Annotated in this window: 25 protein-coding genes; 8 read left to right on the top strand and 17 right to left on the bottom strand. The window is 70.1% G+C overall.

The features are described from left to right. Positions 1–158: 158 nt before the first annotated feature. The 3 genes from ACZ6SF_RS18610 to ACZ6SF_RS18620 form a co-directional block, all read right to left on the bottom strand. Positions 159–800: a maleylpyruvate isomerase family mycothiol-dependent enzyme gene (locus tag ACZ6SF_RS18610; RefSeq protein ID WP_466063391.1), complete on the bottom strand. Its 642-nt coding sequence runs from the start codon at positions 798–800 to the stop codon at positions 159–161. Positions 801–889: 89 nt separating this feature from the next. Continuing rightward, positions 890–1,435 (bottom strand): bifunctional adenosylcobinamide kinase/adenosylcobinamide-phosphate guanylyltransferase, encoded by a 546-nt coding sequence (locus ACZ6SF_RS18615; RefSeq protein WP_466063392.1) that lies wholly within the window; start codon positions 1,433–1,435, stop codon positions 890–892. A 5-nt stretch (positions 1,436–1,440) separates the two neighbouring features. After that, a complete protein-coding gene (locus ACZ6SF_RS18620) occupies positions 1,441–2,121 on the bottom strand; it encodes a DUF3043 domain-containing protein (RefSeq protein WP_466063393.1) in 681 nt (226 codons plus the stop codon). 241 nt (positions 2,122–2,362) lie between these two features. On the opposite strand from ACZ6SF_RS18620, the gene ACZ6SF_RS18625 reads away from it, so the two are divergent. Together ACZ6SF_RS18625 and ACZ6SF_RS18630 are read left to right on the top strand one after the other, a co-directional pair. Further along, complete coding sequence (locus ACZ6SF_RS18625; protein ID WP_466063394.1) at positions 2,363–2,719, top strand: HesB/IscA family protein; 357 nt, start codon at positions 2,363–2,365, stop codon at positions 2,717–2,719. Between the two features lie 418 nt (positions 2,720–3,137). Continuing rightward, entirely contained in the window at positions 3,138–4,109 is a 972-nt protein-coding gene (locus ACZ6SF_RS18630) for a carbohydrate kinase family protein (protein ID WP_466063395.1), read from the top strand. Positions 4,110–4,184: 75 nt separating this feature from the next. Here the strand turns inward: ACZ6SF_RS18630 and asnB are convergent, their stop codons facing one another. Further along, entirely contained in the window at positions 4,185–6,128 is a 1,944-nt protein-coding gene (asnB, locus tag ACZ6SF_RS18635) for an asparagine synthase (glutamine-hydrolyzing) (protein WP_466063396.1), read from the bottom strand. A 344-nt stretch (positions 6,129–6,472) separates the two neighbouring features. Between asnB and ctaC the strand changes: the two genes are divergently transcribed. Together ctaC and ACZ6SF_RS18645 are read left to right on the top strand one after the other, a co-directional pair. Next, positions 6,473–7,561 carry an aa3-type cytochrome oxidase subunit II gene (ctaC, locus tag ACZ6SF_RS18640; RefSeq protein ID WP_466063619.1) on the top strand — a complete coding sequence of 363 codons (1,089 nt, stop codon included), beginning with the start codon at positions 6,473–6,475 and terminating at the stop codon, positions 7,559–7,561. Positions 7,562–7,575: 14 nt separating this feature from the next. Next, complete coding sequence (locus ACZ6SF_RS18645) at positions 7,576–7,992, top strand: cytochrome c oxidase subunit 4 (RefSeq protein WP_450003224.1); 417 nt, start codon at positions 7,576–7,578, stop codon at positions 7,990–7,992. Positions 7,993–8,575: 583 nt separating this feature from the next. On the opposite strand, the gene ACZ6SF_RS18650 is transcribed toward ACZ6SF_RS18645, so the two are convergent. Then, entirely contained in the window at positions 8,576–9,853 is a 1,278-nt protein-coding gene (locus tag ACZ6SF_RS18650; protein ID WP_466063397.1) for an FAD-binding oxidoreductase, read from the bottom strand. A gap of 277 nt (positions 9,854–10,130) precedes the next feature. Then, positions 10,131–10,895, bottom strand: coding sequence for a sporulation protein (locus ACZ6SF_RS18655; protein WP_466063398.1), 765 nt, complete (start codon positions 10,893–10,895; stop codon positions 10,131–10,133). Positions 10,896–11,060: 165 nt separating this feature from the next. On the opposite strand from ACZ6SF_RS18655, the gene ACZ6SF_RS18660 reads away from it, so the two are divergent. Both ACZ6SF_RS18660 and ACZ6SF_RS18665 read left to right on the top strand, forming a co-directional pair. Further along, complete coding sequence (locus ACZ6SF_RS18660) at positions 11,061–12,374, top strand: hypothetical protein (protein ID WP_466063399.1); 1,314 nt, start codon at positions 11,061–11,063, stop codon at positions 12,372–12,374. Further along, positions 12,371–13,255, top strand: coding sequence for a hypothetical protein (locus ACZ6SF_RS18665; protein ID WP_466063400.1), 885 nt, complete (start codon positions 12,371–12,373; stop codon positions 13,253–13,255). The genes ACZ6SF_RS18660 and ACZ6SF_RS18665 overlap by 4 nt, the downstream gene beginning before the upstream one ends. Here the strand turns inward: ACZ6SF_RS18665 and ACZ6SF_RS18670 are convergent. The 10 genes from ACZ6SF_RS18670 to ACZ6SF_RS18715 form a co-directional block, all read right to left on the bottom strand. Next, a complete protein-coding gene (locus ACZ6SF_RS18670) occupies positions 13,164–13,889 on the bottom strand; it encodes a phosphoribosylanthranilate isomerase (RefSeq protein WP_466063401.1) in 726 nt (241 codons plus the stop codon). The genes ACZ6SF_RS18665 and ACZ6SF_RS18670 overlap by 92 nt on opposite strands. Before the next feature lie 22 nt (positions 13,890–13,911). After that, positions 13,912–14,637 carry a lysophospholipid acyltransferase family protein gene (locus ACZ6SF_RS18675; protein WP_466063402.1) on the bottom strand — a complete coding sequence of 242 codons (726 nt, stop codon included), beginning with the start codon at positions 14,635–14,637 and terminating at the stop codon, positions 13,912–13,914. 223 nt (positions 14,638–14,860) lie between these two features. After that, positions 14,861–15,835: an ROK family glucokinase gene (locus tag ACZ6SF_RS18680; RefSeq protein ID WP_466063403.1), complete on the bottom strand. Its 975-nt coding sequence runs from the start codon at positions 15,833–15,835 to the stop codon at positions 14,861–14,863. Further along, on the bottom strand, positions 15,832–16,284 hold the full coding sequence (locus tag ACZ6SF_RS18685) for a hypothetical protein (RefSeq protein ID WP_466063404.1): 453 nt from the start codon (positions 16,282–16,284) through the stop codon (positions 15,832–15,834). The genes ACZ6SF_RS18680 and ACZ6SF_RS18685 overlap by 4 nt, the downstream gene beginning before the upstream one ends. Next, entirely contained in the window at positions 16,281–17,552 is a 1,272-nt protein-coding gene (locus tag ACZ6SF_RS18690) for an ArsA family ATPase (protein WP_466063620.1), read from the bottom strand. Before ACZ6SF_RS18690 ends, ACZ6SF_RS18685 begins: the two co-directional genes overlap by 4 nt. Before the next feature lie 62 nt (positions 17,553–17,614). Further along, positions 17,615–18,052, bottom strand: coding sequence for an SRPBCC family protein (locus ACZ6SF_RS18695; RefSeq protein WP_466063405.1), 438 nt, complete (start codon positions 18,050–18,052; stop codon positions 17,615–17,617). Positions 18,053–18,094: 42 nt separating this feature from the next. Then, a complete protein-coding gene (locus tag ACZ6SF_RS18700) occupies positions 18,095–18,475 on the bottom strand; it encodes a polyketide cyclase / dehydrase and lipid transport (protein ID WP_466063406.1) in 381 nt (126 codons plus the stop codon). 316 nt (positions 18,476–18,791) lie between these two features. Next, on the bottom strand, positions 18,792–19,916 hold the full coding sequence (locus ACZ6SF_RS18705) for a glycosyltransferase family 4 protein (RefSeq protein WP_466063407.1): 1,125 nt from the start codon (positions 19,914–19,916) through the stop codon (positions 18,792–18,794). 45 nt (positions 19,917–19,961) lie between these two features. Then, entirely contained in the window at positions 19,962–20,909 is a 948-nt protein-coding gene (locus tag ACZ6SF_RS18710) for an NlpC/P60 family protein (protein ID WP_466063408.1), read from the bottom strand. Positions 20,910–21,188: 279 nt separating this feature from the next. Then, positions 21,189–21,767, bottom strand: a complete 579-nt coding sequence (locus ACZ6SF_RS18715; protein ID WP_466063409.1) for a C40 family peptidase — start codon at positions 21,765–21,767, stop codon at positions 21,189–21,191. Positions 21,768–22,302: 535 nt separating this feature from the next. Here ACZ6SF_RS18715 and ACZ6SF_RS18720 point away from each other — a divergent pair. Further along, positions 22,303–24,111, top strand: a complete 1,809-nt coding sequence (locus tag ACZ6SF_RS18720; RefSeq protein ID WP_466063410.1) for a DEDD exonuclease domain-containing protein — start codon at positions 22,303–22,305, stop codon at positions 24,109–24,111. 68 nt (positions 24,112–24,179) lie between these two features. Continuing rightward, positions 24,180–24,455, top strand: coding sequence for an Lrp/AsnC family transcriptional regulator (locus tag ACZ6SF_RS18725; protein WP_357429319.1), 276 nt, complete (start codon positions 24,180–24,182; stop codon positions 24,453–24,455). A gap of 28 nt (positions 24,456–24,483) precedes the next feature. On the opposite strand, the gene trpD is transcribed toward ACZ6SF_RS18725, so the two are convergent. After that, positions 24,484–25,542: an anthranilate phosphoribosyltransferase gene (trpD, locus tag ACZ6SF_RS18730; protein ID WP_466063411.1), complete on the bottom strand. Its 1,059-nt coding sequence runs from the start codon at positions 25,540–25,542 to the stop codon at positions 24,484–24,486. Positions 25,543–25,737 lie beyond the last annotated feature (195 nt).

Consider the following 25,737-nt stretch of genomic DNA (forward strand, 5'->3'; position numbering starts at 1 on the left):
AGCCGTCTCCCGGACAATATTGCCCGCCGGTCCGGAAGACACCGTGGGGCACCCGGAACGTGTCGGCGGCCGGGATCGGGCAACCGGAGCGACACGGGGCACGTGATCGCACCCGCGCCGCCGGTCACCGCCTCCGCCGAGCTGTCCGTCGATCCCGATCAGGCGTCGATACGCTCGCGCAGCGTGGCCACACCGGCGCCGGTCAGATCGGCGCAGTACACGGGACGCCCGGCCATCGCCATGACCAGGGCCGATGTCGTGCCGCGCACCTCGGGCCCCGAACCGGCCCGGAACGGGCCGTCGGTCGCCGTGAGCCCCAGCCCCGCGGTGACGGTACGGCCGGGGACCGTGAAATCGCGCCCCGCGAAGAACCGCGCGACCTCGGTGACGGCGTCGAGGCCGGGCGTGCCCGGGAGCCCGAGCGGCCGTCGGATGTCCTGCCCGTGCACGATCACCTCACCGAGCCAGGCGGGCGTATGCCCGGAGGGCGCCGTCGTATTCGGCACCGCGGCGCGGAACCGCGCCAGCGTCTCGGCCGGATCGGCGCCGCGATACTCGGCCATCCGGCGCCGGTTGTGCAGATCGGCGTCGAAGCGCGCCCCCGCCATGCTCCGGAGCCACCGCAACCGGCCGACGCTCGCGGCGGCGGTCAGATGGGCGAGCACCTCCTCCACGGTCCACTCACCACACAGCGACGGGGTCTGCCACTGCGCCGGGGTGAGGCCGTCGAGCTCTGCGGCGAGAGCGGCCCGCTCCCGGTGGATCGCCGCCCAGAGGTCGGAGTTCGATGTCTTCGGCACGCCGCCGATTCAAGCACCGCCCTCCGACACCGGCCGCGCGGCACGCTGCCCGTTTCGGTGCCCGGCCCGGCCCGGTTCACCGGGCTCACCTATTTCAGGCGTTGCGCCAGCCCGGCGATGACGAAGAACACCTCGTCGCAGACCTGGGCGAGGCGCTGATTGCACAGACCGATCTCATCGCGGAACAACCGGCCCGACCGGGTCGCGGGGATCACGCCCAGACCGACCTCCGGAGTCACCACCACCAGCCGGCCGGCGTAATCCGCGACGGCCGTGACGAGGGCGTCGATATCCGGGGTGACCGTCCCGCGCGGGGCGTCCCAGGCCTGCCGGGTATCCAGGCGGGCGGTGAGCCAGGTGCCGATATCGTCGACGAGGGTCGCGTGCGGGGACCGATCGCGCAGCACGAGGGCCGGATCGGCCGCCTCGACCACGGTCCAATCGGCGGGACGGCGGTCTCGATGGGCCGCGATCCGGGCCGCGAAATCGGTATCGCCGGGGTCGGGTATCGCGGTCGCCAAATAGCGGACCGGGCCACCGGCGACCAGGGATTCGGCGAACGCCGATTTACCGGAGCGGGCGCCGCCGAGCACCAGCGTGCGCCGTCCGGGACCGGGCTGCGGAGTCGGCGGCACCCGGATCAGATCGCGTCGCCGGGGCTCACCCGCGGTTTGGGAGCGCGCATCTTGCGCATCTGGGACGCCCGGACGAACGAGTACCAACCCAGCCGGAAACCGGTATCGGTGGATTTGGGGAAGCGTTCCCGGACCCGCCGGTTGACGATGCGGCCGAGCAGGAAACCCTCGGCGATCATGAACACCATCATCACCAGCATGGCCAGCGTGATGATCGACTGCCACGCCGGAGCGGCGAACATCGACAGGATCAGCAACAGCGCCATCGGCATGAACAGCCCGACCAGGTTGCGGCGGCCGTCGACGATATCGCGGACGAAGGCCCGCACCGGGCCCTGATCGCGCGGCAGCAGGTATTTGTCCTCACCGGCCAGCATCCGCGCCCGCCGGTCCGCGGCGGCGGCCCGGCGGTCCGCGGCGGCCGCCTTGCGATCCTGCTTGGAGCCGCGGGTCTCCTTACGGCGGGCCCGGGCCTCCTTGGACGTCATGGGCGGCGGCGCCACGGGACCGCGGCGTCTGCCCTCGGCGTCACGCCGGGCCGGCGTGGGACGGCCCTTGCCCGCGGTGGGGGCGGCCTTCGCACGCGCCGAATCGGCCTCGGTGGCGCTCGCGGTGGCGGTCGCGGCCCGGGAACTGTCGTCGGGCACGCCGGTATCGCTGGACTCACCGCGTCGGAACAACTTCACGGTAACCAGGCTAATCGGTCGGCTGACCGGCCCGGAAGCGGGGCGGTAGCCGGGTGCGCCCGGTCACGCCGTCCGCCCGGCGGCGTCCCGGTCACCGGGGGATCGCCTCTCGAAACTCGCCGGGCACTGGGGCCGGTGGGGCCGGAGATGGCAAGATGGGGGAATAGCAGCCCGTCCGAGGGCGTTGATCCCTTAACCGTGCGCTGTTCACGGACCGACCACGCTGTCCATAGGAGAGTTCATGACTGTGCAGAACGAGACCGCGACCGAAACCCACGGTGTGAAGCTGACCGATGCCGCCGCCGGCAAGGCCAAGGCGCTGCTCGATCAGGAGGGCCGCGACGATCTCGCGCTGCGGATCGCCGTGCAGCCCGGCGGCTGTGCCGGCCTGCGCTACCAGCTCTTCTTCGACGACCGCACCCTCGACGGTGACCTCACCGTCGAATTCGGCGGTGTCACCCTCACCGTCGACCGGATGAGCGCCCCCTACGTGCAGGGTGCCGCGATCGATTTCGTCGACACCATCGAGAAGCAGGGCTTCACCATCGACAACCCGAACGCCACCGGCTCCTGCGCCTGCGGCGACTCGTTCAACTGAGTTGGAGCAGCTCCGCTGAGTTGGAGCAGCTCCGCTGCTCGAGGTTCGGCCCTCCTGAGCGTCGGCTGTCAGCCCTCGAGACTCGCGGCTTCGCCGCATGCGCTTCGAGGGCTGACAGCCGACGCGGGCCGAACCCTTTCACGTCGGTGGACACTCGGTAACCGGGTGGGATCGGCCGATGGTGCTGCCGAGTGACTTCTGGTTCGCCCGGGTGTCGCGCGGCGGGTGGCGTGATCGGATGTAGCGGGGTCGTTACCACATCCGGTCGGAGCTGTTACGTCACGTAGATGGGCATTTACGCCACGTGGGCAGACAATTACGACACGTAGTCGTAGCCTTGGCGAATTGATACGGTGAGTCGGGGGCGCAAGGCCCCGTTCACTTCTTGTTCGCGCTGATTCCGAAGGGGCCCACTTACGTGTCCATTGCTGTATCCGCGTCCATCGCGACGGACCACCTCATGCGCTTCCCCGGCCGTTTCGCCGACGCGCTGCTGCCCGATCAGCTCGAGCATGTCTCGCTGAGTTTCCTCGTCGACGATCTCGTGATCCGCCGCGGCGGTGTGGCGGGCAATATCGCCTACGCCATGGGTCTTCTCAACCGGTCGCCGCTGCTGATCGGCGCCGTCGGCCGCGATTTCGACGAGTACCGGAACTGGCTGCAGTCCCACGGTGTGGACTGCTCCGCGGTCCGGGTATCCGAAACCGCCCATACGGCGCGGTTCGTCTGCACCACCGACGAGGACATGGCCCAGATCGCCTCGTTCTATCCCGGCGCCATGAGCGAGGCCGGCGATATCTCGCTCACCGCACTGTCCGAGGAGCGGACCCTGGATCTGGTGCTGGTCGGCGCCAACGATCCCGAGGCCATGCTCCGGCACACCGCCGAATGCCGGGAACTGGGCGTACCGTTCGCCGCCGATCCGTCCCAGCAGCTCGCGCGGCTGGACGGCGATCAGGCGGTCCAGCTCATCGAAGGCTCCACGTACCTGTTCACCAACGAGTACGAATGGGGTCTGCTGAAGCAGAAGACCGGTCTCACCGAAGAGGAGATCGCGGCGCGTGTCGGCGTACGGGTCACCACCCTCGGCAAGGACGGTGTCCTGGTGGTCGGCACCGACGGCACCGAGGTGCGGGTCGAGGCCGTTCCGGAGAACGCGAAGGTCGATCCGACCGGCGTGGGCGATGCGTTCCGGGCCGGATTCCTCACCGCGCATACGGCGGGTCTGAGCCTCGAGCGGTCCGCGCAGCTCGGCTCGCTGATCGCGGTGCTGGTGCTCGAGACCGTCGGCACCCAGGAATGGACGCTGGACCCCGACGCCGCCCTCAAACGGCTCGGCGAGGCCTACGGCGCCGACGCCGCGGCCGAGATCGAACCGCTGCTGCGCTGAGGCGTCGCCGCACCACAGCTCGACGAGAGGGCCCGCACACCCCTGGTGTGCGGGCCCTCTCGCGCTCCGGCGGGTCTACACCTGCACGGGGTAGGTCGGTTCGGCGATCTCCGGTTTGATGCGGTCCTCCACGAAGATGCCGTGCCAGATCATGAACACCAGCAGCGTCCACAGACGGCGGCTGTGATCGGATTCCCCGGCCCGGTGCGCGTCGAGCATGGCGGCCACGGCCGCCTTGTCCAGCAGATGATCCGTCTGTGATTCGGCGATCTGCTGCCGGGCCCAGTCGTAGAGTTCGGTTCCGCGCAACCAGTGCCGCAGCGGCACCGGGAACCCGAGCTTCGCCCGGTGCAGCACATGGCCGGGCACGATGCCCTCGAGCGCCTGCCGCAGCGCGTACTTGGTGGTCTCCTTGGTGATCTTCTGCTCGAGCGGGATCTGCTCGGCGACCCGGAAGACCTCGCTGTCCAGGAACGGCACCCGCAGCTCCAGCGAATTGGCCATGGTCATCTTGTCGGCCTTGACGAGGATATCGCCGCGCAACCAGGTGAACAGGTCCAGATGCTGCATCCGGGCCACCGGATCCCAGCCGGCCGAACGGGCGTAGATCGGGGCCGTCACGTCCTGGTGGGTCCATTCCGGGCGGAACTCCCGCAGCACCGACCGCAGCTGGGCGTCGTTGAAGCTGCGGGCGTTGCCGTAGTACCGCTGTTCCAGCGACAACGAACCCCGGTGCAGGAGGCTCTTGCCGCGGGTGCCGTCGGGGATCAGGTCCGAGACCTTGCCGGCCAGCCGGCGCACTCCCCGGGGCAGCCGTTCGAACGGCGCCAGCGACAGCGGCTCCCGGTAGATGGTGTATCCGCCGAACAACTCGTCGGCGCCCTCCCCGGACAGCACGACCTTGACGTGCTTACGGGCCTCCTTGGCCACGAAATACAGCGGGACCAGCGCCGGATCGGCCACCGGGTCGTCGAGGTACCAGACGATCTCCGGGATGGCGGCCGCGAACTCGGCGGGCGAGACGACCTTGACGATATGGCGGGCGCCGATCGCGGCCGCGCTCTCGGCCGCCACATCGACCTCGGAGTAGCCCTCCCGCTCGAATCCCGTGGTGAAGGTGATGAGCTTCGGGTTGTGCCGCATGGCCAGCGCCGCGATCGCGGTCGAATCGATACCGCCGGACAGGAACGACCCGACGGTGACATCGGCCCGCATATGTTTGGCGACCGAATCCTCGAGCGCCGCGGCGATCTCCCCGTACCGTGACCCCGCGCTGCCCTGGGCGAACGGCCGGACCCCGAACCTCGGCTCGAAATACCGGGTGACCTCGGGGGCCGCGCCGGCGCGCAGCACCGCGTAGCTGCCCGATTCCAGCCGCCGGATACCGGCGTGCAGGGTTTCCGGTTCGGGGACGTATTGCAGCACCGTGTAGTGCTCGAGCGCGCGGTGGTCCAGCGATTCGTCGAGCCCGAGATCGGGCAGCAGTTCCAGCAGGCTCTTCTTCTCGCTGCCGAACGCCGTACCTCCGGGACCGGTCGCCAGGAACAGCGGTTTGATACCGAACGGGTCGCGGGCCAGGAACAACTCCCCGGTCCGGGTGTCCCAGATCGCGAACGCGAACATGCCGCGCAACCGGCGCACGGCATCCGGGCCCCAGTAGTGGAAGGCCGCGACGATCGCCTCGCCGTCGCCCTCGGTGGCGAACATCGGCGTGTCGCCGAACTCCGCGGCATACGCCTCGGCCAGCTCGGCGCGCAGTTCGAGATAGTTGTAGATCTCGCCGTTGAAGGTCAGCGCATAACGCTGCGGATCATCGGCCGGACCCCAGCGCAGCGGCTGATGCGAATGTTCGATATCGATGATCGACAGCCGGTTGAACCCGAAGATCAACCGGTCGTCGTGCCAGGTGCCGCGCTCGTCCGGGCCGCGATGGCGGACACAGTGCAGAGCGTCGTACACCCGCTCCACCGTTTCCGGAGCGGCAGTATCGGAAGTCAGAAATCCGAGCAGTCCACACACTGCGGCGCCAACCTCGTTTCCTCTGGTCGCAGGACCCGCGCCGGGGCACCGGGCGCGGCGGGCGAAATCTAGTGTCCGAGTATGCCGCACGCCGGGTCCGGTCGTGCGATACACCTCCGTACCGCCCCCCGGCCGCCGAACGGAGTGTCGAACCCGACCCGACGGCGTACCGGGCGCGTGTTTGGTCTACGCTGCGTAGTACTCGGACAGTTCCGGGTGGTGCCGCGTGGTGCGCGGAACCACCCATCGGGGCCGGGACGAGCTGTTTTTCTGTATCACCGGAGGCGGATCCCCGCCCCCGCGGATGCGATGTCGGAATGTGTGGCGACCAGGAAGGCGTGAGCGTGGCGCACAAGGCGAGCGACGAGATCGGGGCACGGCCTGCCCGGCAGCGGGGTCGTGTCCTGCGGCGGGCCGGACTGGTGGTATCCCTCGGGATCACCGCCGTGCTCGTATCCGGCTGCTCGATCGACAATGTGTGGTTGCGGTTCGGCTGGCCCTCGGGTGTCACCCCGCAGGCCCACCGGATGCGGGAACTGTGGACCTGGTCGGTCGTCGCCGCCCTCATCATGGGTGTGCTGGTCTGGGGCCTGACCTTCTGGACCATCATCTTCCACCGCAAGAAGAAGGACTCCCCGGAGTTCCCGCGGCAGACCGGCTACAACGTGCCGCTCGAACTGACCTACACCGCGATCCCGTTCGTCATCATCGCGGTCCTGTTCTACTTCACCGTCGTCGTGCAGAACTACGTGCACGAGAAGGTCGACAACCCGGACGTGGTGGTCGACGTGACCGCCTTCCAGTGGAACTGGAAATTCGGGTACCGCAACGTCGACCTGAAGAACGGCTTCACCTACAACGGTGTCGACACCGTCCGCGAGGACGCGAACCAGGAACAGCTGCAGGAATACGCCGAGCGCGTCAACGAGGACGGCCACGAACAGCCCGGCCCCGTGCACGGCCGCCCCGAGAACGACATCCTCTCGTTCCTGCACTACAACAAGATCGAGACCATCGGCTCGAGCACCGAGGTGCCCGTCCTGGTCCTGCCCACCGGCAAGGTCATCGAGTTCCAGCTGGCCGCGGCCGACGTCATCCACGCCTTCTGGGTGCCGGAGTTCCTCTTCAAGCGCGACGTCATGCCGAACCCGAAGGAAAACAACTCCGACAACGTCTTCCAGATCAGCGAGATCGACCGGGAAGGCGCCTTCGTGGGCCGCTGCGCGGAAATGTGCGGCACCTTCCACTCGATGATGAACTTCGAGGTCCGCGCGGTTTCGCCGGACAAATTCCAGCGCTATATCCAGGCGCGTGAATCCGGTATGACCAACGCCGCTGCGCTCGAATCCATCGGGGAGTCCCCGGTGGCCACGTCCACGCAGCCGTTCAACACCGATCGCACGCTCAAATCCGACGCCACCTCGAGCAAGTGAGGAACTGATCTGAGATGAGGATCGAAGCACGGCTGTTCGAACTGCTGACGGTGTTCTTCATCATCGTGGGCGTCATCTACGGCTTCTTCACCGCCCAGTCGCGGACCGGTATCGAATGGGCCGGCACCACGGCGATCGTCCTCACCGCGGGACTGTCGCTGATCATCGGCACCTACTTCCGCTTCGTGGCCCGCCGGCTCGACCTGCGCCCCGAGGACTACGAAGACGCCGAAATCGTGGACGGAGCCGGCGACCTGGGCTTCTTCTCGCCCGGCAGCTTCTGGCCCATCCTGCTGGCCGGCGCCGCCTCGGTCACCGCCCTCGGCTTCGCGTTCTTCGAACCGTGGCTGCTGGCCCTCGGCGTCATCCTGGTACTCACCGCCGCCGGCGGCCTCGTCTTCGAGTACTACCTCGGACCCGAAAAGCACTGAAGTGTTGGAGCGGCTCCGCCGCTCGAGGGCGGGGCGGTAATTTTGGAGGCGCTCCGCGCCTCGAGGCGGGGCCCTATTAACCCCGGTTCTTCACTCCCGGCGGTCGGTCGCTGCGCTCCCTCCCTCTGGTCGCTGCAGAACCGGGGCGGGCCCCGCCCAGGGGGTGCGACCGCTTGGTTGAATGTGAGAACACCCGCCTGGGATATGCCCAGGCGGGTGTTGTCGTGTGTGGGGGGTCGGTGATCGCGACTGGTGGCGGGGTGCGCACCGGTTGAAGAATGCGCCCTATGAGAGGAAGCGTTGTAAGATCCCCGCGGAACTTGGTCCGCAGATCCCCGCGACAGCTTGGTCCGCGCACCAGTTGCTTCCTCTCTCAGCAACCACCCCGAACGCTTCGGAACCGGGCGCTTCAGAACCCACGGCCCGTCGGCGCCGAGTTCAGCGAGGCCCTCAAAGGTTTCGGCCCGCGTCGTCGTTCAGCCCTCGAAGCGCATGCGCCGCAGGCGCGAGTCTCGAGGGCTGAACGACGACGCACAAGGGGGCCGAAACCCCGCGCGCGCCAGCGCGCCGAAAACACAGCCGGCTATTCGGCCGGTTCGTAGCGCATGCTGTTTTCCGAGCGGCAGATCTCGTCGATTCCGGTGACGATATCGTTCAGCTGGTCCGACGGCAGGGCGTAGGGGCGCAGGCGGCAGGTGAACGTGATGAGGCCGTGGTCGGCCGCGGGGAGGTTGTGGGCGGCCGATTCGGCGCGCAGGTATTCCGAGCGGACGCCGTAGGTCATGGCGGAGATGACGGTGAAGCAGCCGGTGCGTTCGCGGTGCCCGTTGAACAGGTCGTGCAGGCGGTAGAACACCGAGGTGTAGTTCGACAGCGGCGCGAAGACGCCGACCCGATAGGCCGGGCCGCGTTCCGACGAGCTGATCACCGTATCGGCCAGATATTCGGCGTCGCGCAGGGTGAGGACCTTGGGGGTGAACATCACCGCGCCCGCGGCGGCGTTGCGGACCGGCATCCCGGCCTTGCCGCCGGTGGCCGAGGCGATGGCGCCCAGCGATTTCCGGGCCCGGCTGCCGACCTCGCGGCGGGCCCGCAGCGACCGGGTGGGGGCGGTGGGGTAGAGGCTCGACCACTGACCGAAGCGCACGGTGCCGAGCTGCACCTGGCCGGCGCCGACCGGGCGGGACACCTTCAGCGGTGCGGTATCGACCCAGCGTCCCACCTGCAGGACCGCGTCGCGGGGGCGGCTGACCTCGGTGTGGGCGTAGTCGACGAAACTGTCGAAATCGAGGAAACGATGGGAATCGGTGGACAGCCAGGTGTTGTCCTTGTCGACCTCGACGGTGTCGAGGGTGAGCGCGGTGATGATGCCCGCCCGCCCGCCGGCGCCGAGGATCCGGTGGAATCGCTCGGTGTGATGGGTACGCCCGCACGTGCCGATCCGGCCGTCGGTGTCGACGTATTCGAGGTCGGCGATCCGATCGATGAACAGGCCGTAGCGGTGTGAGGAGGTGCTGACGCCGCCGACGGAGGCGAAGCCGCCCGCGGTGATATCGCGGTGGTCGCCCACGACCGGTAGGCCGAGTCCGTGTGCGGCGAGGCGGCGGTCGATATCGGACAGCCGCGCTCCGGCCTGCACCCGCACGGTGCGCCGGCCGAGATTGAGATCGAGGATCGCGTTCATCCGGCGCAGCGACACCACGGTCTGCTGGTCGGGCAGGGTGAGACCGTCGGTGGCGGGATCGCCGCCGTGGATGGTGAGCGGCCTGGCCTGATCACGGGAATTCCGCACGGTGCGAACGACATCCGCGGTGTCGCGAGGAAGGTACTCGGCGGGGGCAACGATGTGCGGCGTGCTCATGGCACGAAAGCTAACCACAGCGCGGCGGCGCTGGCGATATCGATTCACCGATCGAATCCCGCCCATCTGCCCGATGGTGTGTGACCTGCGGCTTCTGCGTGGTTCCGTCCGGGGTGGCGAGCGTGCCGGGCAGCGCGCCCGCCTGTTGCTGCCGGGAAGTGTAGCGCCGGAGGTGGGGGCCGGTCGACCATATCCGGAAGTGTCGCACGCCGAGTTGAACGGCAGGTCGACCGAATTCGCCGAGGCGGACAATTCCGGCCCGGTCTCGCGGGCCGGATCAGCGCGCGAGCGACCGCAACCGCTGACCGACCACCTCCACCCAGTTCACCTGTTCGAAGGTGGCGAAATCGACCCGGATCGCGTCCATGACATCGCGGCCGGGTGCGAACAGGAGGGCCCGCTTATCGGCCTCAAGGACCACGTACATGCCCTGCGGATCGGCCAGGAACGTCACCTCCAGCTGGTTCAGGCCCGGGAACTGCGGGGAGGGACCGAATTCGATCTCCTGGAAGAACGGCAGCACATGCGGGATCCGGTCCACCCGTCCGGCCTCCACATCGGCGTGCCGCAGCCCGAACCCCCACGCTTCCACCGCGGCCAGCAGTACGTGCTGGGGCGGCAGGGCGCCCACGCCGATGGGATCGGTATCGGCGGCGTCGAATCCGCCGTCCACATCGACCCGGGTCCGTACCGCCACCGCGGTGCCGTGCAGATGGCGTCCGTTGTAGAAGGTGACGGGTGTTTCCCACGGGGCCACCAGCTCGAACTGCCCCTCGAGCGGATATCCGGGCACCAGTTCGAACGGGCCGAACACCGGCTGCCGGGCGAAGGACAGGTCGACGAGCTGTTCGCCCTCGTCGTATTCGCGTTCGGCCCGGGTGATGAACTCCACGGCGACACCCTTGATCCGCGCCGGGCGATCCTTGCACCGCATCCGGATCACCCCGCGCACCGGCTGCCCGGGCTGGACGCCGGGCGTGAACAGCTCCGTCTCCACCTCGACGGTATTCGCGCCCAGCGCGCCCAGCAGTGATGTGAACATCCGAATCTCCCTCCGCCCCGCCCGCGAGTTCCGGACTCGCCGTGGGTTATCGGGTCCACAGCGTAGACGTAAACCCGCACCGATGTATCGGGTGTCCCGGTAGGGTGATGAGAATTCTTGGGCGCCTGCGGAATCCGGTGTCGGGGGCCCGAGGGAGGGGTCGGTGTGTCGAATATCGAGCAGCGGATCGACTGGGCCGTCGACTGGTTGCATCGCAGCCAGCTCGGCGATCGTGGTGGCGGCGCCGGATGGGGCTGGGTGTCGGATGTGCCGCCGAACCCGCAGAACACCGCGGAGGCCGTGGTCGCGTTGACGGCCGCGCGCCGGCCGGTACCGCGCGCCGACGAGGTGCTGACCCTGGTGCGCCGCGATGTGGTGGACACCGACAGCGGCGCATGGGAGTTCCGCTCGCCCATCGATCTGTCCTGGCGCTTGCGGGCCCTGAGCTGCCTGGGCGCTCCGCCCACGGACCCCGCGGTGGCCGGGTGCCTGCGCGAACTGCTGGCGAAACGGGATCCGGACACCCGGGGCTGGCGTTTATCGGGCCCGGTGGGCCCGGTATCCCTGACCGCCACCACGGCCGCGCTGCACGCCCTGGCGAATCTGTCCGCCGCCGACGAGACCGCCGCCGCGGCGTTGCTGCACGGAACATCGCTGGTGGTCTCGCTGATCCTGGACGAGGATCCGCGGACCCAGCCGATGTACACGTGCGCGTACACCGCGCTGCTGCTCTCGCGGCCGGAGATCGCCGCGGTGGGCGGTAAACGGGTGGACCGGGTCCGGGCGATGACCGTCGAGCGCCTGCTGCACGGGTTGCGGCAGGGCGAGGCCAGGGTGGAGGAGGAGCCGTTCCGGCGCGGGCCGGTCGCCGATACGTGGCGGCATCTCAGCCTGCATCTGGCGGTGGCCGCGGTGGTCACCGCGGACGAGCGCGCGGTATTCGATCCGGGCGTGCGGCGCGGACTGGTGGAACTGCTGGAGTTGCAGGAGACCCAGGATCTCTCCGCGGCGCGTGGCGGATTCCGCACCTCCACCGAGGGGTTCGTGACGTCCTACGCGACCGTCCAGGGCCTGGCGGCCATGGACGCGGTCCGGCGGATGGTCAACGAACGGGTCAATCCGGCGACCGTCTTCGACATGATCTGCCGGGAGCAGGGCGTGCATCCGCGCGACGCCCAGGAGGTGGTCGGTTTCCAGGGCCGTTCGGTGCTGATGAACAACGACGCCGGAGCGATGACCCTGTTCGCGGCGGTACCCGCGGGACTCACCATCGCCCTGCTCGCGATCCTGTTCGCCGAGGACCTCGGTGTGGTGGTCAGCCGCTCGCTGGTCGTCTGGGGGTCGTTCTTCGTGGCGCTGGGGACCTTCACCGGAATCGCGACCCGGCTGCCCTCGGTCCCCAAGGGCCGCACGGCCGCCGCGGTGTTCGCGGCCTATACCGCCGTGATCCTGCCGGTCGTCACCTTCCTGCTGTCGTGAACGGCACCGGCCGCGGGCTGGTGCTGCTGATCGCGGCCACCAGCCTGTGGGGTGCGTCGAGCGCGGGCATCGCCGGTGTCGGGGCCGCGGGTTTCGCGGCCGCGCCGGTGGCCGCGGGCGGCGGGCTGGCGCTGCTGGCCTTCACGGCGTTGCGGGGCGCGCGGCCGTGGCAGGACTTCCGGGACGCGCCCGGGGTGTTCCTGAAACTCGGCGCGCTCGAAGTGCTGAACCTGGTCTGCTACGTCGCCGCCTTGCATATCGGGCCGCTGCCGGTGGTGGTGGCGCTGCACCTCACCGCGCCGGTGCTGATGATCATCACCCAGATCCTGCGCGGGCGGCGGGCGGTCACCGTCGCCGTGGTCGCCGAACTCGTGGCCGTCGCGGCGGCGATCTGGCTGGTCGCCGGAAACCAGCCCGCCGATATCGCTCTCGCACCGGCTCTGGCCGGATGCGCGCTCGCGGTGGCCAGTGCCGCCTGCGTCGCCGGTCTGATCACCCTGGTGGTCCGGGAGTCGGCGGACCGGCCCAGCGGCCCGGCAGCCGGGCTGCAACTGCTCACGGCGTCGGTGCTGGGGGCGCCGCTGCTCGGGTTCGCGGTCTTCGCGGGCGCGGGCCCCTCACCGGGGCAGTCCATCGCGCTGGCGGCGATCGGGGCGCTGCTGCTGGGGCCGGGATTCGCTTGCTACTGGCTGGCGCTGCGGGATCTGAACGAGGTCACGGCGGGACTGGTGGGGTTGAACGAGGCGGTGGTGGCGACGCTGGCCGGTGCGGTGCTGGTGGGCGCCGATATCACCGGTGCGACCCTGCTGGCCGGAGCTCTCGTACTCGGGGCCGTGGGCCTGGAACTCGGTAACCCGGGTCGCTTTCGTGCGCCGTCTTGACGAATGCGGCGCAGGCCGCGAAATCCTTGTCTCCGGTGCCGGTTTCGACACCGCTGTTGACGTCCACCCCGTACGGGTGCACGGCGTCGATCGCCTCGTCGACGTTATCGGGAGTGAGGCCCCCGGCCAGGATCACCGGCCGGCCGATCCGCGCGAGATCACGGACGATCCGGGCGCTGAGCGACCAGTCGTGGGTGCGGCCGGTACCGCCGAGCCGGTCGGCGGTCCGTGAGTCCAGCAGGACCGCGTCGCAGTCCGCGGCGACGGCGCGGGCGGTCGCGAGGGAATCCGGGCCGGTGACATGGACCGCCCGGACGATCGTCCGGCCGTGGGCCGCGCGGTGTACCGCGCGCAGGGTGTCGGCATCCACCAGACCGTGTACCTGGATGATGTCGACCTCGATCCGGTCGGCGAGGTCGAGGATGGCGTGGGCGTCCTCGAGATGGGTGACCAGGACCCGGTCCACGAACGGGGGAGTGCTCGCCGACAGCTGCGCGGCTGCCTCCGCGGTCAGCACGTCCTCGCTGTAATGGGTTGTCCCGGAGATGAATCCGACGGCATCGGCGCCGGCATCCACCGCCGTGTCCAGGTCCGTCCGGGACCGGATACCGCAGATCTTCGCACGAACCGTCATTTGTCCATGGTACGCGCCGGGCTCAGCCGGCGGCGGACTCCGGGATACGCGGGGTATGTGATGCCGGTCCCGAGGGCACGCCCTTCTTCAGGCTGGCCGCGTAGACGTCCACGTACTCCTGGCCGGACATGCGCATCAGTTCGTACATGACCTCGTCGGTGACCGCGCGCTCGACGAAGCGGTTACCGCCCATCCCCTCGTACCGGGAGAAATCGATCGGTTTACCGAACTTCACCGTGACCTTGCGCCGCTTCCAGCGGAAGCCTCCGGGCGGGCTCACCTCGTCGGTGCCGATGACGGCGACCGGGATCACCGGGACCCCGGTTTCCAGCGCGAGCCGCGCCATACCGGTTTTGCCCTTGTAGAGACGGCCGTCGGGGGAGCGGGTGCCTTCGGGGTAGAGACCGACCAGCCGGCCCTCGTCGAGCAGTTTGCGCGCCGCGGTGAGCGCGTCCTCGGCGGCGGAGGCTCCGCTGCGGTCGATCGGGTACTGGCCGCTGGCGCTGAAGAAGAACTTCTGCAGCCGGCCCTTGAGCCCGGGGGTGGTGAAGTACTCCGCCTTGGCGAGGTAGCTGATGCGGCGGGGGCTGGACAGCGGGGCGAAGAGCCAATCCGCGATGGAGAGATGGTTTCCCGCCATGATGGCCGCGCCGTCGGCCGGGATATTCTCCACGCCCTCCACCTCGGGCCGGTTGTAGAGGTGAATGAAGGGACCCAGCAGCACGAACTTAAGCAGCCAGTAGAACATGACGTCCTTATCTCCGGGAACCGGGATGGAATGTTGTGGAATACCTCTCGGGGCCGACTCTACCGCTGGTTACAGATCACATCCAACCTGCCGCGGAATCTCACTCATACCTTCCCCGACACACTTCACCAGTGCGTTTCACCGATGTGAACGAATTACGACGGCTCGGATCGCGTCGCGCGGATACCTTTCGGCACGGTCGGTGGTGGCGTATCGGCCCTGGTCAGTGCCCCGCGATCAGCGCGGTCCGGGCCAATTCCGCGGCACCGACCATACCGGCCGCCTCGCCCAGCTGCGTGGTGCGGATCCGCGCCAGCGGGCGGTGTCCGTGACCGGTGACCGCCGCCGCGTACTCCTCGCGGGCCTCGTCCAGGAACAGTGGCGCCGAACTGCTCACCCCGCCCGCGATCACCACCAGGTCGGGGTCGAAGATATCGCCGACGAATGCCAGGCCCAGCCCGAGCCACCGGGCGAAATCGGCCATCACCCGGACCGCCAGCGGGTCGCCGTCGTGGGCGGCGTCGGCCACCCGCCGTCCGGTGAGGGCGCCCGGATCGGCCAGTACATCGCGCGCCAGCGTCGAGGGCGCCGCATCGGTGGCCAGCATCTCGATCGCGGTCTCGGCCAGCGCCGTTCCGCTGCAGTAGCGTTCCCAGCAGCCCTGTTTCCCGCAGCCGCAGTCGCGCCCTTGGGGGACCACCTGCAGGTGTCCGAGTTCCGGCGCCACTCCGTGCGTGCCCCGATACAGCTGCCCGTCGATCAGCAGGGCCGCGCCGATCCCGGTACCGATGGCCACCAGCACCACGTTGTGGCCGCCCGCCGCCGCCCCGAACCGGTATTCGGCCCACATGGCGGCGTTCGCGTCGTGTTCGAGCAGGACGGGCAGCCCCAGCCGCTCGGTCAGCCTTTTCGCCACCGGGGCGTCGCGCCAGGGCAGATGCGGGGCGAACCGCACGGTGCTGCGGTCCTGCGAGACGAACCCCGCGACGGCGAGCCCCACGGCGTCGAGGGTGTGCCGGCGGGCGAGTTCACGCACTGCCCGGTCCAGTGCCGATTCCAGGGCGGGGGCCGAATGCGGAGTGGGGCACTGCACCGTTTCGAGCACCGAACCCGTGTCGTCGACCACGGAGGCGCGGATATTGGTTCCGCCGATATCGATACCGACGGTCAGTGGGGCGCCCGATGCGGAGGCCGTCATTGTTTGATGTTCACGGGTATGCCGACGTAGCGCGATTTCCCGGACGCCGCCGCGCCCTCGGCGCCCGCCGCCCCTGCCGCGGCCTCGGTGCCGGTATCCGGCGACGGCTCCGTGCCGGGCCGGTGCCCGGTCGCCGCGGATCCGGGATGGTGGTGGTCGTGGGCCACCAGCGGGTCCACCGGTACGCCCGCCAGCGCCTCGCGCAGCACGGTGACGATCGCGGCGCCGTGGGTGGCGACCGCCGCCAGGACCTCGTGATGCTCACCGCGGATCAGCGCGGCCGCGGCGCAGACCGGACACCAGGTGCAGCTGGTCCATTCGGGCAGTTCCTCGGACGCGGCGGCGCGCAGCACCGGTTCCACCCGCTCGAGTACGGCCTCGGCGAGCAGGCGGAGTTCGTCGGCGAATTCGGCGATGCCGTCCGGCTGCCGATAGTGGGTTCCGGTCACTGCGGCCACTCCTGCGGGTCGGGGCGGAAACGGACAACGAGGTATCCGTCGTCGAGTTCGGCGGCACTGACGGTACAGCGCCGCAGCACCGGCGCCAGTCGTAGGCGGCGGCGGACCCCGTCGGCGCCGACGATCAGATCGTCGTCCACCCGGCCCAGCCGGAGGGTGCCGGGATCGGCGACCGGGAGATGGATGCGCAGCGCGTACACCGACTGCAGGCCGCTGCCCGACTCCAGCCGTACCGCGGGCCCGGCGGCGGCCGTCCCGCCGGCCTCCGCGCCGTCCGTGCCGGTCCCGTCACGGAGGGGATCGGCGTCGTAGGGAGCGGCGTCCGGTGTCGCGGCCACGCAGGACAGTGCCGCCAGGGGGCCGATTCCCACCGGTTCGGCGCCGGTGTGCCCGGCGACCAGCACCGGTACCTCCGGCATCGACCGGCGCAGGCCCTCGATGACGTCGAGCTGTTCGGCGTAGCGATGCAGATACCAGTGCACCGCCGGATGTTGCGGTTCCGGGCCCGGCGCCGGTACCGGGGGCAGCACCTTGTTCACCACCACCGCCTCGAGCCGCAACCCGAGCAGCGCGGTGGCCGACCGCACCCGCGCCGATTCGGCCACCGCGACCCGCTCGGGCAGGGCGATGAGGCGGGCGCCGGTGCGTTCCCGGTCGGCCAGCAGGTCCCGGACCTCGGTGACCGCCGCGACGATCCGCTGCGCCGTGGCCGCCAGTACCGCCCGGCGCAGATCGGTCCCGGCGGCGCTCATCATCCGCTGATGCGGCGGCCAGACCCGGTCCAGATAGCCGAGCACGGTCTCCGGCGCGGTGACGATGCGCAGCATATCGGCGGTGGGCGGGCAATCGAGCACGATCACATCCCACTCGTCGTCCGCGGCGTACTGCGCGATCTCCACCAGCATCAGCAGTTCCTGCACACCCGGCAGACCGGTCAGCTCGGCCGGATCCAGAGCGGCGAGATCGATCCCGTGATCGTGCCCCGTATCGGCGCGCAGAAGGTCGGCCACCGTGCGGAACCGGTCCTCGAGCAGGGCCAGCGAATCGAGCTCGATCACCTCGAGCCCCGGCACCACCCGGGTGATCCCGGGCACCGCGCCCGGGTCGTGCGCGAACCGGAACCCCAGCGCGTCGCCGAGCGAATGCGCCTGATCCAGCGAAGCCAGCAGGACCCGGCGACCGTCGCGGGCACACCGCATCGCGTGCGCGCAGGCCAGGGTCGTCTTGCCGACACCGCCCTTGCCGACGAACAGTTCGATGCGCGTGCGCGGTCGCGCGTCGCGGAAATCCGCGCGCCCCCCGCCGGTGCTGCCCGGCCCGGTCAGCCTTCGACCCGTTTCTTCAGTTCCTTGAGCGCGGTATCGGTGATCACCTTCTCCGCCTTGCGTTTGAACATGCCGATCATCGGAATGGTCAGGTCCACGGTCAGTTCATAGCGCACCTCGGTGCCGCCGTCCGGCTGCTCGACGAGTTCGTATCGCCCCTCCTGGGCCTTCTGCAACTCGCCGCTCACCAGAGTCCAGCTCACGGCCCGGTCGTCGGGCTGCCAGGTGTAGGACAGAACGTAGGTGTCCTTGACCACGCCGGCGTCCAGGACGAACCGGGCGGTGCGCGCGCGGCCGTCCGGCCCGGACTCCAGCACCTCCACGGACTTGGCCGCCGATACCCATTCCGGGTAGGACGCCAGATCGGCGATAACGGACATCACCTGCCGCGCGGGTGCCGCGATGACGATCGATCTCTGGGTCCGGTCGGCCATAGGTTCTCAGTGGTTCCTTTCGGCGGTGCGGTACGGAATACGTCAGGGCTCGCGCGGGTCGACCCCGGCCGGCCGGTCACCCTCGAGACGATCCTTGATCTCGAAGGACATGACCTTGCCCGCCACCCGGCGTGCCCGGTTGGCCGCGGCCAGCTTGCGCGGCGGCAGCGGTCGCGGTGGTTCGGCGTGCAGGAAGTAGTGCAGGATCACCCCGTCCAGCGACGGCTCCAGCCATACCTCCATGGTGCCCGACAGCGCCCCCCGCACCGACCAGCGAATCCCCTTGTCGCCACGGTCTTCCCGGACATCCAGTTCGAGATCCGGCCACCAGCCCCGCCACCGGCTCGGGGCGGCCAGCACCGCCGCCACCGCGTCGCCGGAGGCGGCGAGAAAAGTCTGGTCCGCGACCTGGATACTGCTCACCCGCGAAAGTTTATGGCGCAACCTCCCCCACGTCGCGTACCGGGTGCACTTGCCCGAAGTTCGCGCCCCCACCCGGGTCGCACCCGCCCGGACGTGAGAGCCCCCGGCCGACGCCCACCCCGTCCGCATGTGCCCGAAGCCGAGAGCCCCCAGCCGCCACCCACCCCGTCCGCATGTGCCCGAGGGTCCACACCCGCCAGGGTGGGGCCCGCCCGGTTCTGGAGCGACCAGAGGAAGGGAGCGCAGCGACCGCCCGCCGGGAGTGAAGAACCGGGACGTCAGGGCCCCACCCTCGAGCGGCGGAGCCGCTCCAAAATCACAGCCACTGCCGCAACCGCGTGCCCAGGGCGTCCCAGCGCCATTGGCGTTCGATCCAGGCCCGTCCGGCCGCTCCCATCGCGGCGGCCGCCTCGCGGTCGGCGAGGATATCGGCGACCGCTTCGGCGACGTGGTCGGCGCGGCGGCCGTCGACCACCCGGCCCGTTTCGCCGTCGAGGACGGTTTCCGGTGCGCCACCGGAGTTTCCGGCCACCACGGGAACCCCGGTCGCCGACGCTTCCAGATAGACGATCCCGAGACCTTCGACATCGAGTCCGGCGCCGCGGGTGCGGGCGGGCATGGCGAAGACATCGGCGATGGTGTGGTGGGCGGCGAGTTCGGCGGCGGGGACGCGTCCGGTGAACACGACGTCGTCGCCCAGGTCGAGGGCCTGGGCGAATCCGCGCAGGTGTTCTTCGTAGGGCCCGCTGCCCGCGATGACCAGGACCGCGCCGGGGATCCGTTCCCGGATCCGGCGCATGGCCATGAGCAGTACGTCCTGGCCTTTACGCGGGACGAGCCGGGACAGGCACAGCACGGTGGGGCGGTCGCCGAGGCCGTAGCGTTCGCGGAGTTCGGCGCGGGCGGCGGGGTCGGGGCGGAAGGTGTCGGGATCCACGCCGGGGGGCAGGTATTCGAGAGCGGCGTTGCGCCCGAACGCGGCGGCGAACCGGCCGCGGGTGTATTTGCTGACGTAGGTGACCACATCGGTGGTTTCGCCGATGACCCGCAGCGATTGCCGGGCCGCGGGCAGCATCGACCAGCCGACCTCGTGGCCGTGGGTACTGGCGACGATCCGTTCGGCCCCGGCCCGGCGCAGCAGCGGCGACAGCAGCGCCAGCGGTGCGGCGGCGCCGAACCAGACCGTTTCGCAGCCTTCGGCGCGCATGATCTTGCGGGCCCGCCGCGCGACCGCCGGGGTGGGCAGCATCAGGGTGGTGGGGTGGCGGACCACCTGGAACGGCTGGTTCGCGTCGAAGCGAGTATGGCTGTCACCCCGCCACCGGGGGGCGTAGACGACCAGGTCGTCCGGGGGAAGCTGCCCGGCCAGCGCCTGCAGATAGGACTGGATACCTCCCGGCCGGGGCGGGAAATCATTGGTAACCAGCAGAGTTCGAGCCATGCGATCCACAGTATTGGCGCGGCGCCGGGGCCGGCGCTCCGGGGCTCAGTACCGGCGGGCCGAGTGGTACGGGGTGGAGTCCATGGGGGCCACGGCCACCGGCACTCCGAAGGTGGACGCGTGCAGCATGAGGCCGTTACCGGCGTAGATGCCGACGTGGGAGATGTCGTCGTAGAAGAAGACCACGTCGCCGGGTTGCAGTTCGGACCGGTCGACCGGGGTGCCGTAGGCGGCCTGCGCCGAGCTGGTGCGCGGGACCTCCTTGCCGACCTGTGCGAACGCCCACTGCACCAGACCCGAGCAGTCGAACTGGTCGGGGCCGGTGGCGCCCCAGACATACGGGTCGCCGACGCGGGTGAGTCCGGCGGCGAGGGCGCTGGTCCCGCTGCCGGGTACGAGATCGCGCAGCAGGGTGTCGCGGTCGAATCCGGGTGGGAACGGGGATCCGGCGAGGGCGTTGCGGTCGGCGGTGGACAGGGCGCCCCAGGCTTCGATGACCCGGGCCACCGCGTTCTGCAGATCGGTTTGTTTGCGCTGCACATCGCCGCGGACGGCGTTGGCCTGGTCGGTGGCGGCGCGGGCGGTATCGGCGGCGGCGCGGGCCGCCGATTGCGCGTCGGTGGCGGCGTCGGTGGCGCGTTTGTACTGCTCGAGCTGATCGGCGGTCTGCGCGGTCACCACGTCCAGGGTCGACATCTGGTCCAGCAGTTGCTGCGGGGAGTCGCTGACCAGGACCGAGAACAGGCGGTTGGTCCGGGCGCCCTGGTAGGCGGCGATGGCGGTGCGGTCGATCATCGGCCGGTACTTCGCGACTTCGTTGCGCGCCGCGTCGACCGCCGCGGTGGCATCGGCGACCTTGGCGTCGGCATCACGCTGAACGGCGAGTTTCGCGTCGAGATCGGCCTGGGTGGTGAGCGCCTGCTGGTTGAGCTGTTCGGCCTGCCGGGACAGGTCGATCATCTGCTGGACCGCTTCGCCCGCCGAGGTGGGCATGGGGGCGGGGTCGGCTCCGGCGGGGCCGCCGCCGTACAGGGCGGCCGCGAGGAGTCCGGCGGCGAGGACGGTCCGGCCGGGCCGTCGGTCCCGTCGAGGGTTCCGAGGACTCCGCTGATCTGTTGCCACGGCCTGCCGTGCCCCGCTCTCGTAGTGACGCCTTGTGCGATCAAGCCGGTGAAGGTCTCGATTAGATTACGGAACGCCCCGTGGGGTGTCCAGTACGGCGCGGACGGTGGCGTCCGCCCGCGCGTACGACCTTCCCACGGGGCGTGCCGGTCAGTAGCGGACGGCCCCCGCGACCGGCATCGACGAGATCGGCGCCACCCGGACGGGGGTGCCGGAGGTGGAGGCGTGCACGACGTTGCCGTCGCCGGCGTACAGGCCGGAATGGCCGCCGCCGTAGAAGGACACCACATCGCCGGGCTGCAGATCGTTCATCGAGACGGCCGCGCCCTGGGAGAGCTGGGCATCGCTGGTGCGGGGTAGCTCCCGCCCGGCCTGTCTGTACGACCACTGCACCAGGCCGGAGCAGTCGAAGGCGTCCGGTCCGGCGGCGCCGTAGACGTAGGGCGATCCGACCTTCGACAGCGCCGCGTCGAGCGCGAGTTCGCCGGCGGTCTTGGTGGGGGTGACGAACGGGGGCGCGACGCCCGCGGCGGCGGGCGCGTCGACGCCGGGAATGCCGGCGGGGATCTGGATCTCGTTGGGGATCTCGAAGGTTCCCACGCCGTGGATGGTCACCGGCTGGGCGGCGGCCGGGGCGGCGGGGAGCAGGAACGCGCCCAGGGTGGCAGCGCCGACGGCTCCGGTTGCGGCAACGCGCCGCGCCTGTCGCGAGACGGTGGTGAACGCCATGATGCGGTCCTTTCGATCTCCCCGCCCGGACACACCGGCTCTGGTGTACCGAACTCTGCGAGGTCTCGAAAAGATTACGAACAGATCACGGTGTTTTGTAAAGCCTCAGACCCCGGGGAAAGTCCTCGAGCCAGCTTCCGGCGAGCAAATTGTGCGAGAGAAATCACAGCCCGGTCCGGGATTGCGCCCCGGTTACGACCGGGTGAGCCGGGGTGTCGTCATCGGGTGTTCCGTCCGGTGTCCGGCGTGGGTTCGATCTTGATTTCCGCAGCTCGAGCGGGAGCGTGTCCGTCGTCGGACAGTGGCGCGGGTGGGTCCGGCCGAATCGTTTGCCTCCGGTCGGTTCCGCGGTTTTGGGCCTTTCGACCATTTTCCCGATATTCGGGCAATTACATAGCTAATACACATCGTGTGTGAACTGGCGCACAGAAGGGTGGTAAGCGAGGGTGCGGCTGGGAACACGGACAGGTTCGGCCCCTTCGGACAACGATCCGGTCACGCGAAGTTGTCGGACCCGACCCGTACTCTGCCCGCCGTGTCCGAAGCCCAGCCGCTGCCCGCCCGGCAGCTGGCGTTCGACCAGCTCGACACCCCCCTCTACGACACGACCTTCGTGGTCGTCGACCTGGAGACCACCGGAACCAGCCCCGGCGCGGACGCCATCACCGAGATCGGGGCCGTGAAGGTTCGCGGCGGTGAGGTACTCGGCGAATTCGCGACCCTCGTCGACCCCGGCCGCGCCATCCCGCCCGCGGTCGTGCAGATCACCGGGATCACCACCGCGATGGTGCGCGCCGCGCCGCCCATCGAGGCCGTCCTGCCCGGATTCCTGGAATTCGCCTCCGGCGCGGTACTGGTCGCGCACAACGCGCGATTCGATATCGCGTTCCTGAAAGCCGCGGCCGTGCACTGTGACACCACCTGGCCGCGCGCCCAGGTGGTGTGCACCGTGCGGCTGGCCCGCCGGGTCCTCGCCAAGGACGAGGCACCGTCGGTGCGGCTCGGCGTCCTGGCCCGGCTCCTCGGCGCGAGCACCACCCCCACCCACCGGGCTCTCGACGACGCCCGGGCGACCGTGGACGTTCTGCACGCGCTCATCGGCCGGGTCGGCAACCAGGGCGTGCACAGCCTCACCGAACTGATCGACTATCTACCGGAGGTGACCGCCGGTCAGCGGGCCAAACGCGCGCTCGCCGTGGATCTGCCGGCCGCCCCCGGGGTGTACCTGTTCCGGGGCCCCTCCGATGAAGTCCTCTATATAGGGACGGCGGTGAATCTGCGCCGGCGGGTCCGCGGCTATTTCACCGGTTCGGAGACCCGCGGCCGGATCCGCGAGATGGTGCGGCTGGCCACCCGGGTCGACCATGTGGTGTGCGCGCACGGTCTCGAGGCCGGGGTGCGCGAACTGCGCCTGCTCGGCGCCCACGCCCCGCCGTACAACCGGCGCTCGAAATTCCCGAAACGGGTCTGGTGGATAGCGCTCACCGCGGAGGCGTTCCCCCGCCTGACCCTGGTCCGCGACCCGGCCGGCGCGGCGGTGGGCCCCTTCCACGCCCGCGCCGCGGCCGCCGAAATCGCCGCCACCCTGGCCGAGTACTGCGGACTGCGCACCTGCACGACCCGGCTGGCGCGGTCGGCCCTGCACACCTGCGTGCCCGAGGCCGTGGGCGGATGTCCGGCCGCGGCCGCGGAGCCCCGGACGGCCGCCGCCTACGCCGCCGCCCCGGCGCGGGCCCGCGCCCTGTTCACCGGAGCCGACGACGCCCCGATCCGAATGATGCTCGGCCGCGTCGAGCACTACGCCGCTGCCGAGCAATACGAGGCCGCGGCCCGGCTGCGCGACCGTACCGCCGCCGCTATCCGCGCCCTGCGCCGTACCCAGCGGCTCGCCGCGCTGGCCCGGATTTCCGAACTGATCGCCGCGCACCCCGACGGCGCGGGCGGCTGGGAGTTCTCGGTGATCCGCTACGGCCGGCTCGCGGGCGCGGGAACCGCCGGCCGCCGGGTCCCGCCGATGCCGGTGGTGGAGCAGATCGTCGCCGCGGCGCAGACCGTGCGCCCCACGGGTCCGGAGGTGATCGAGACGGCGGCGGGGACCCTCGGGGACGAGTCGCCACCGGACCCGTCGTGGGCGGTGGCGCCACCGCTGCGGGGCGCGCCACCGGAGGAGACCGGGGTCATCCTGCGTTGGCTCGAACGCCCGGGCGTCCGGATCGTGCGCACGGCCGAGGGGTACGCGGAACCGGTGGGTGGCGCCGGGCGCTGGACCGGCTGGGCCGACGCGGCGGACGCGGCCGCGGGGGCCGCCCGCGAAGCCACCACCTACGACGAATTACGCGGCTGACCCGGCGCGCGTGCCGCCCGGCGGCGCTGCCGCGCCCGGGACGGCCCCGCGGTGCCTAGGCTGTCCCCATGATTACCGCGATCGTGCTGATCCAGGCCGACAACGGCCGCATACCGGAAACCGCGCAGGCGGTCGCCGATACCGAGGGCGTCGCCGAGGTGTACTCGTGCGCCGGGGACGTCGATCTGATCGCGCTGGTCCGGGTGCGTGACCACGAACAGGTCGCCGAAGTGGTCACCGCGCGGATCGACAAGGTGGCCGGCGTCCAGCGCACGGTCACCCATATCGCGTTCAAATCCTATTCACGTGCCGATGTCGAGGCCGGGTTCTCGATCGGGGAGTGAACCGGGCGGCGACCGGCCCCGTGTGGGCTCAGTCGTCGCCGAGGGTCCGGGTGAGCGCGGCCCAGCGGTCGAGCAGGGCCGCCGCCGCGCCGCTGTCGACGGCGGTGGCCGCGCGTTCGATCCCGGCGGCGAGGTGATCGTCGAGGTCGCCGGCGAGCTCCGCGCCGCGTGACAGGTCGTAGGCGGTGATCGCGGCCGCCGAATTCAGCAGTACGGCATCACGCACCGCACCGGGGTTTCCGGCGAACACATCCCGCGCGACCCCCGCGTTCACCTGGGCGTCCCCGCCGCGCAGGGCGTCCAGGTCCACCCGGGGGATACCGAGACGTACCGGGTCGATCACCGTCCGGTGGACCGTGCCGCCCGACACCACGTAGGCGTCGGTGACATCGGAGGTGGTGATCTCGTCCAGGCCGTCACGTCCCCGGACCACCAGGGCGCCCGCGCCGCGGCCGGCGAACACCCCGGCGATGGTCTCGAGCAGATCGTCGAACGCGCATCCGACCAGACCGGCCCGCGGCTGCGCCGGATTGGTGAGCGGGCCGAGCACGTTGAACACGGTCGGGATCCCGATCTCCTTACGCGCCGGACCGGCGAACCGCAGCCCGGAATGGAACAGCGAGGCGAAACAGAACCCGATACCCACCTCGCGGACGCAGCGGGCCACCGATTCCGGGCCCAGCGCCAGTTTCACCCCGAGGGCCTCGAGCACATCCGCGCCGCCGCTCTTGGAGGAGGCGGCCCGGTTACCGTGCTTGACCACCGGCACCCCGGCGGCGGCCACCACGATCGAGGACATGGTGGAGATATTGACCGAACCGGACCGGTCCCCGCCGGTGCCCACGATGTCCACGGCGTCGCCGTCGATCTTCACCAGGCGGGCGTGCCCGAGCATGCCGCGCGCCATCCCGGACAGTTCGGCCGGTGTCGGGCCCTTGATCTTCATGGCCACCCCGAACGCGGCGATCTGCGCCGAGGTCGAGTTGTCGGTGAAGATCTCGTCGATCACCCAGGTCGTATCGTCCGCGGTGAGGTCCTGTCCGTCGGCGAGGGCCCCCAGCATCAGGGGCCAGCTGCGCACGCTCATCTCAATCTCCTCGTCGCACCGATTCACGGGGTGACCGAAACGGTCACGCACACCCTAAACCGCGAAGTGGGGCGAAGCTCATCCGCAGACCGGGTGCGTCCGCGGGTTCGCGCGGCCGGTGTCGCGTGGGGGTGTATCCGGGCTCTTGGCCTGCGAATGCGGACGCCGGAGCGAAGGCGGAGGATCGCAACACGC

The organism is Nocardia sp. NPDC049935 (assembly GCF_055586645.1).

Excerpts from the sequence above, each read along its gene's own strand:
- ACZ6SF_RS18625 (WP_466063394.1), top strand. The coding sequence starts at position 2,363 with ATGACTGTGCAGAACGAGACCGCGACCGAAACCCACGGTGTGAAGCTG.
- ACZ6SF_RS18645 (WP_450003224.1), top strand. The coding sequence starts at position 7,576 with ATGAGGATCGAAGCACGGCTGTTCGAACTGCTGACGGTGTTCTTCATC.
- ACZ6SF_RS18650 (WP_466063397.1), bottom strand. The coding sequence starts at position 9,853 with ATGAGCACGCCGCACATCGTTGCCCCCGCCGAGTACCTTCCTCGCGAC.
- ACZ6SF_RS18655 (WP_466063398.1), bottom strand. The coding sequence starts at position 10,895 with ATGTTCACATCACTGCTGGGCGCGCTGGGCGCGAATACCGTCGAGGTG.
- ACZ6SF_RS18670 (WP_466063401.1), bottom strand. The coding sequence starts at position 13,889 with ATGACGGTTCGTGCGAAGATCTGCGGTATCCGGTCCCGGACGGACCTG.
- ACZ6SF_RS18675 (WP_466063402.1), bottom strand. The coding sequence starts at position 14,637 with ATGTTCTACTGGCTGCTTAAGTTCGTGCTGCTGGGTCCCTTCATTCAC.
- ACZ6SF_RS18680 (WP_466063403.1), bottom strand. The coding sequence starts at position 15,835 with ATGACGGCCTCCGCATCGGGCGCCCCACTGACCGTCGGTATCGATATC.
- ACZ6SF_RS18695 (WP_466063405.1), bottom strand. The coding sequence starts at position 18,052 with ATGGCCGACCGGACCCAGAGATCGATCGTCATCGCGGCACCCGCGCGG.
- ACZ6SF_RS18705 (WP_466063407.1), bottom strand. The coding sequence starts at position 19,916 with ATGGCTCGAACTCTGCTGGTTACCAATGATTTCCCGCCCCGGCCGGGA.
- ACZ6SF_RS18710 (WP_466063408.1), bottom strand. The coding sequence starts at position 20,909 with ATGCCCACCTCGGCGGGCGAAGCGGTCCAGCAGATGATCGACCTGTCC.
- ACZ6SF_RS18715 (WP_466063409.1), bottom strand. The coding sequence starts at position 21,767 with ATGGCGTTCACCACCGTCTCGCGACAGGCGCGGCGCGTTGCCGCAACC.
- ACZ6SF_RS18725 (WP_357429319.1), top strand. The coding sequence starts at position 24,180 with ATGATTACCGCGATCGTGCTGATCCAGGCCGACAACGGCCGCATACCG.
- trpD (WP_466063411.1), bottom strand. The coding sequence starts at position 25,542 with ATGAGCGTGCGCAGCTGGCCCCTGATGCTGGGGGCCCTCGCCGACGGA.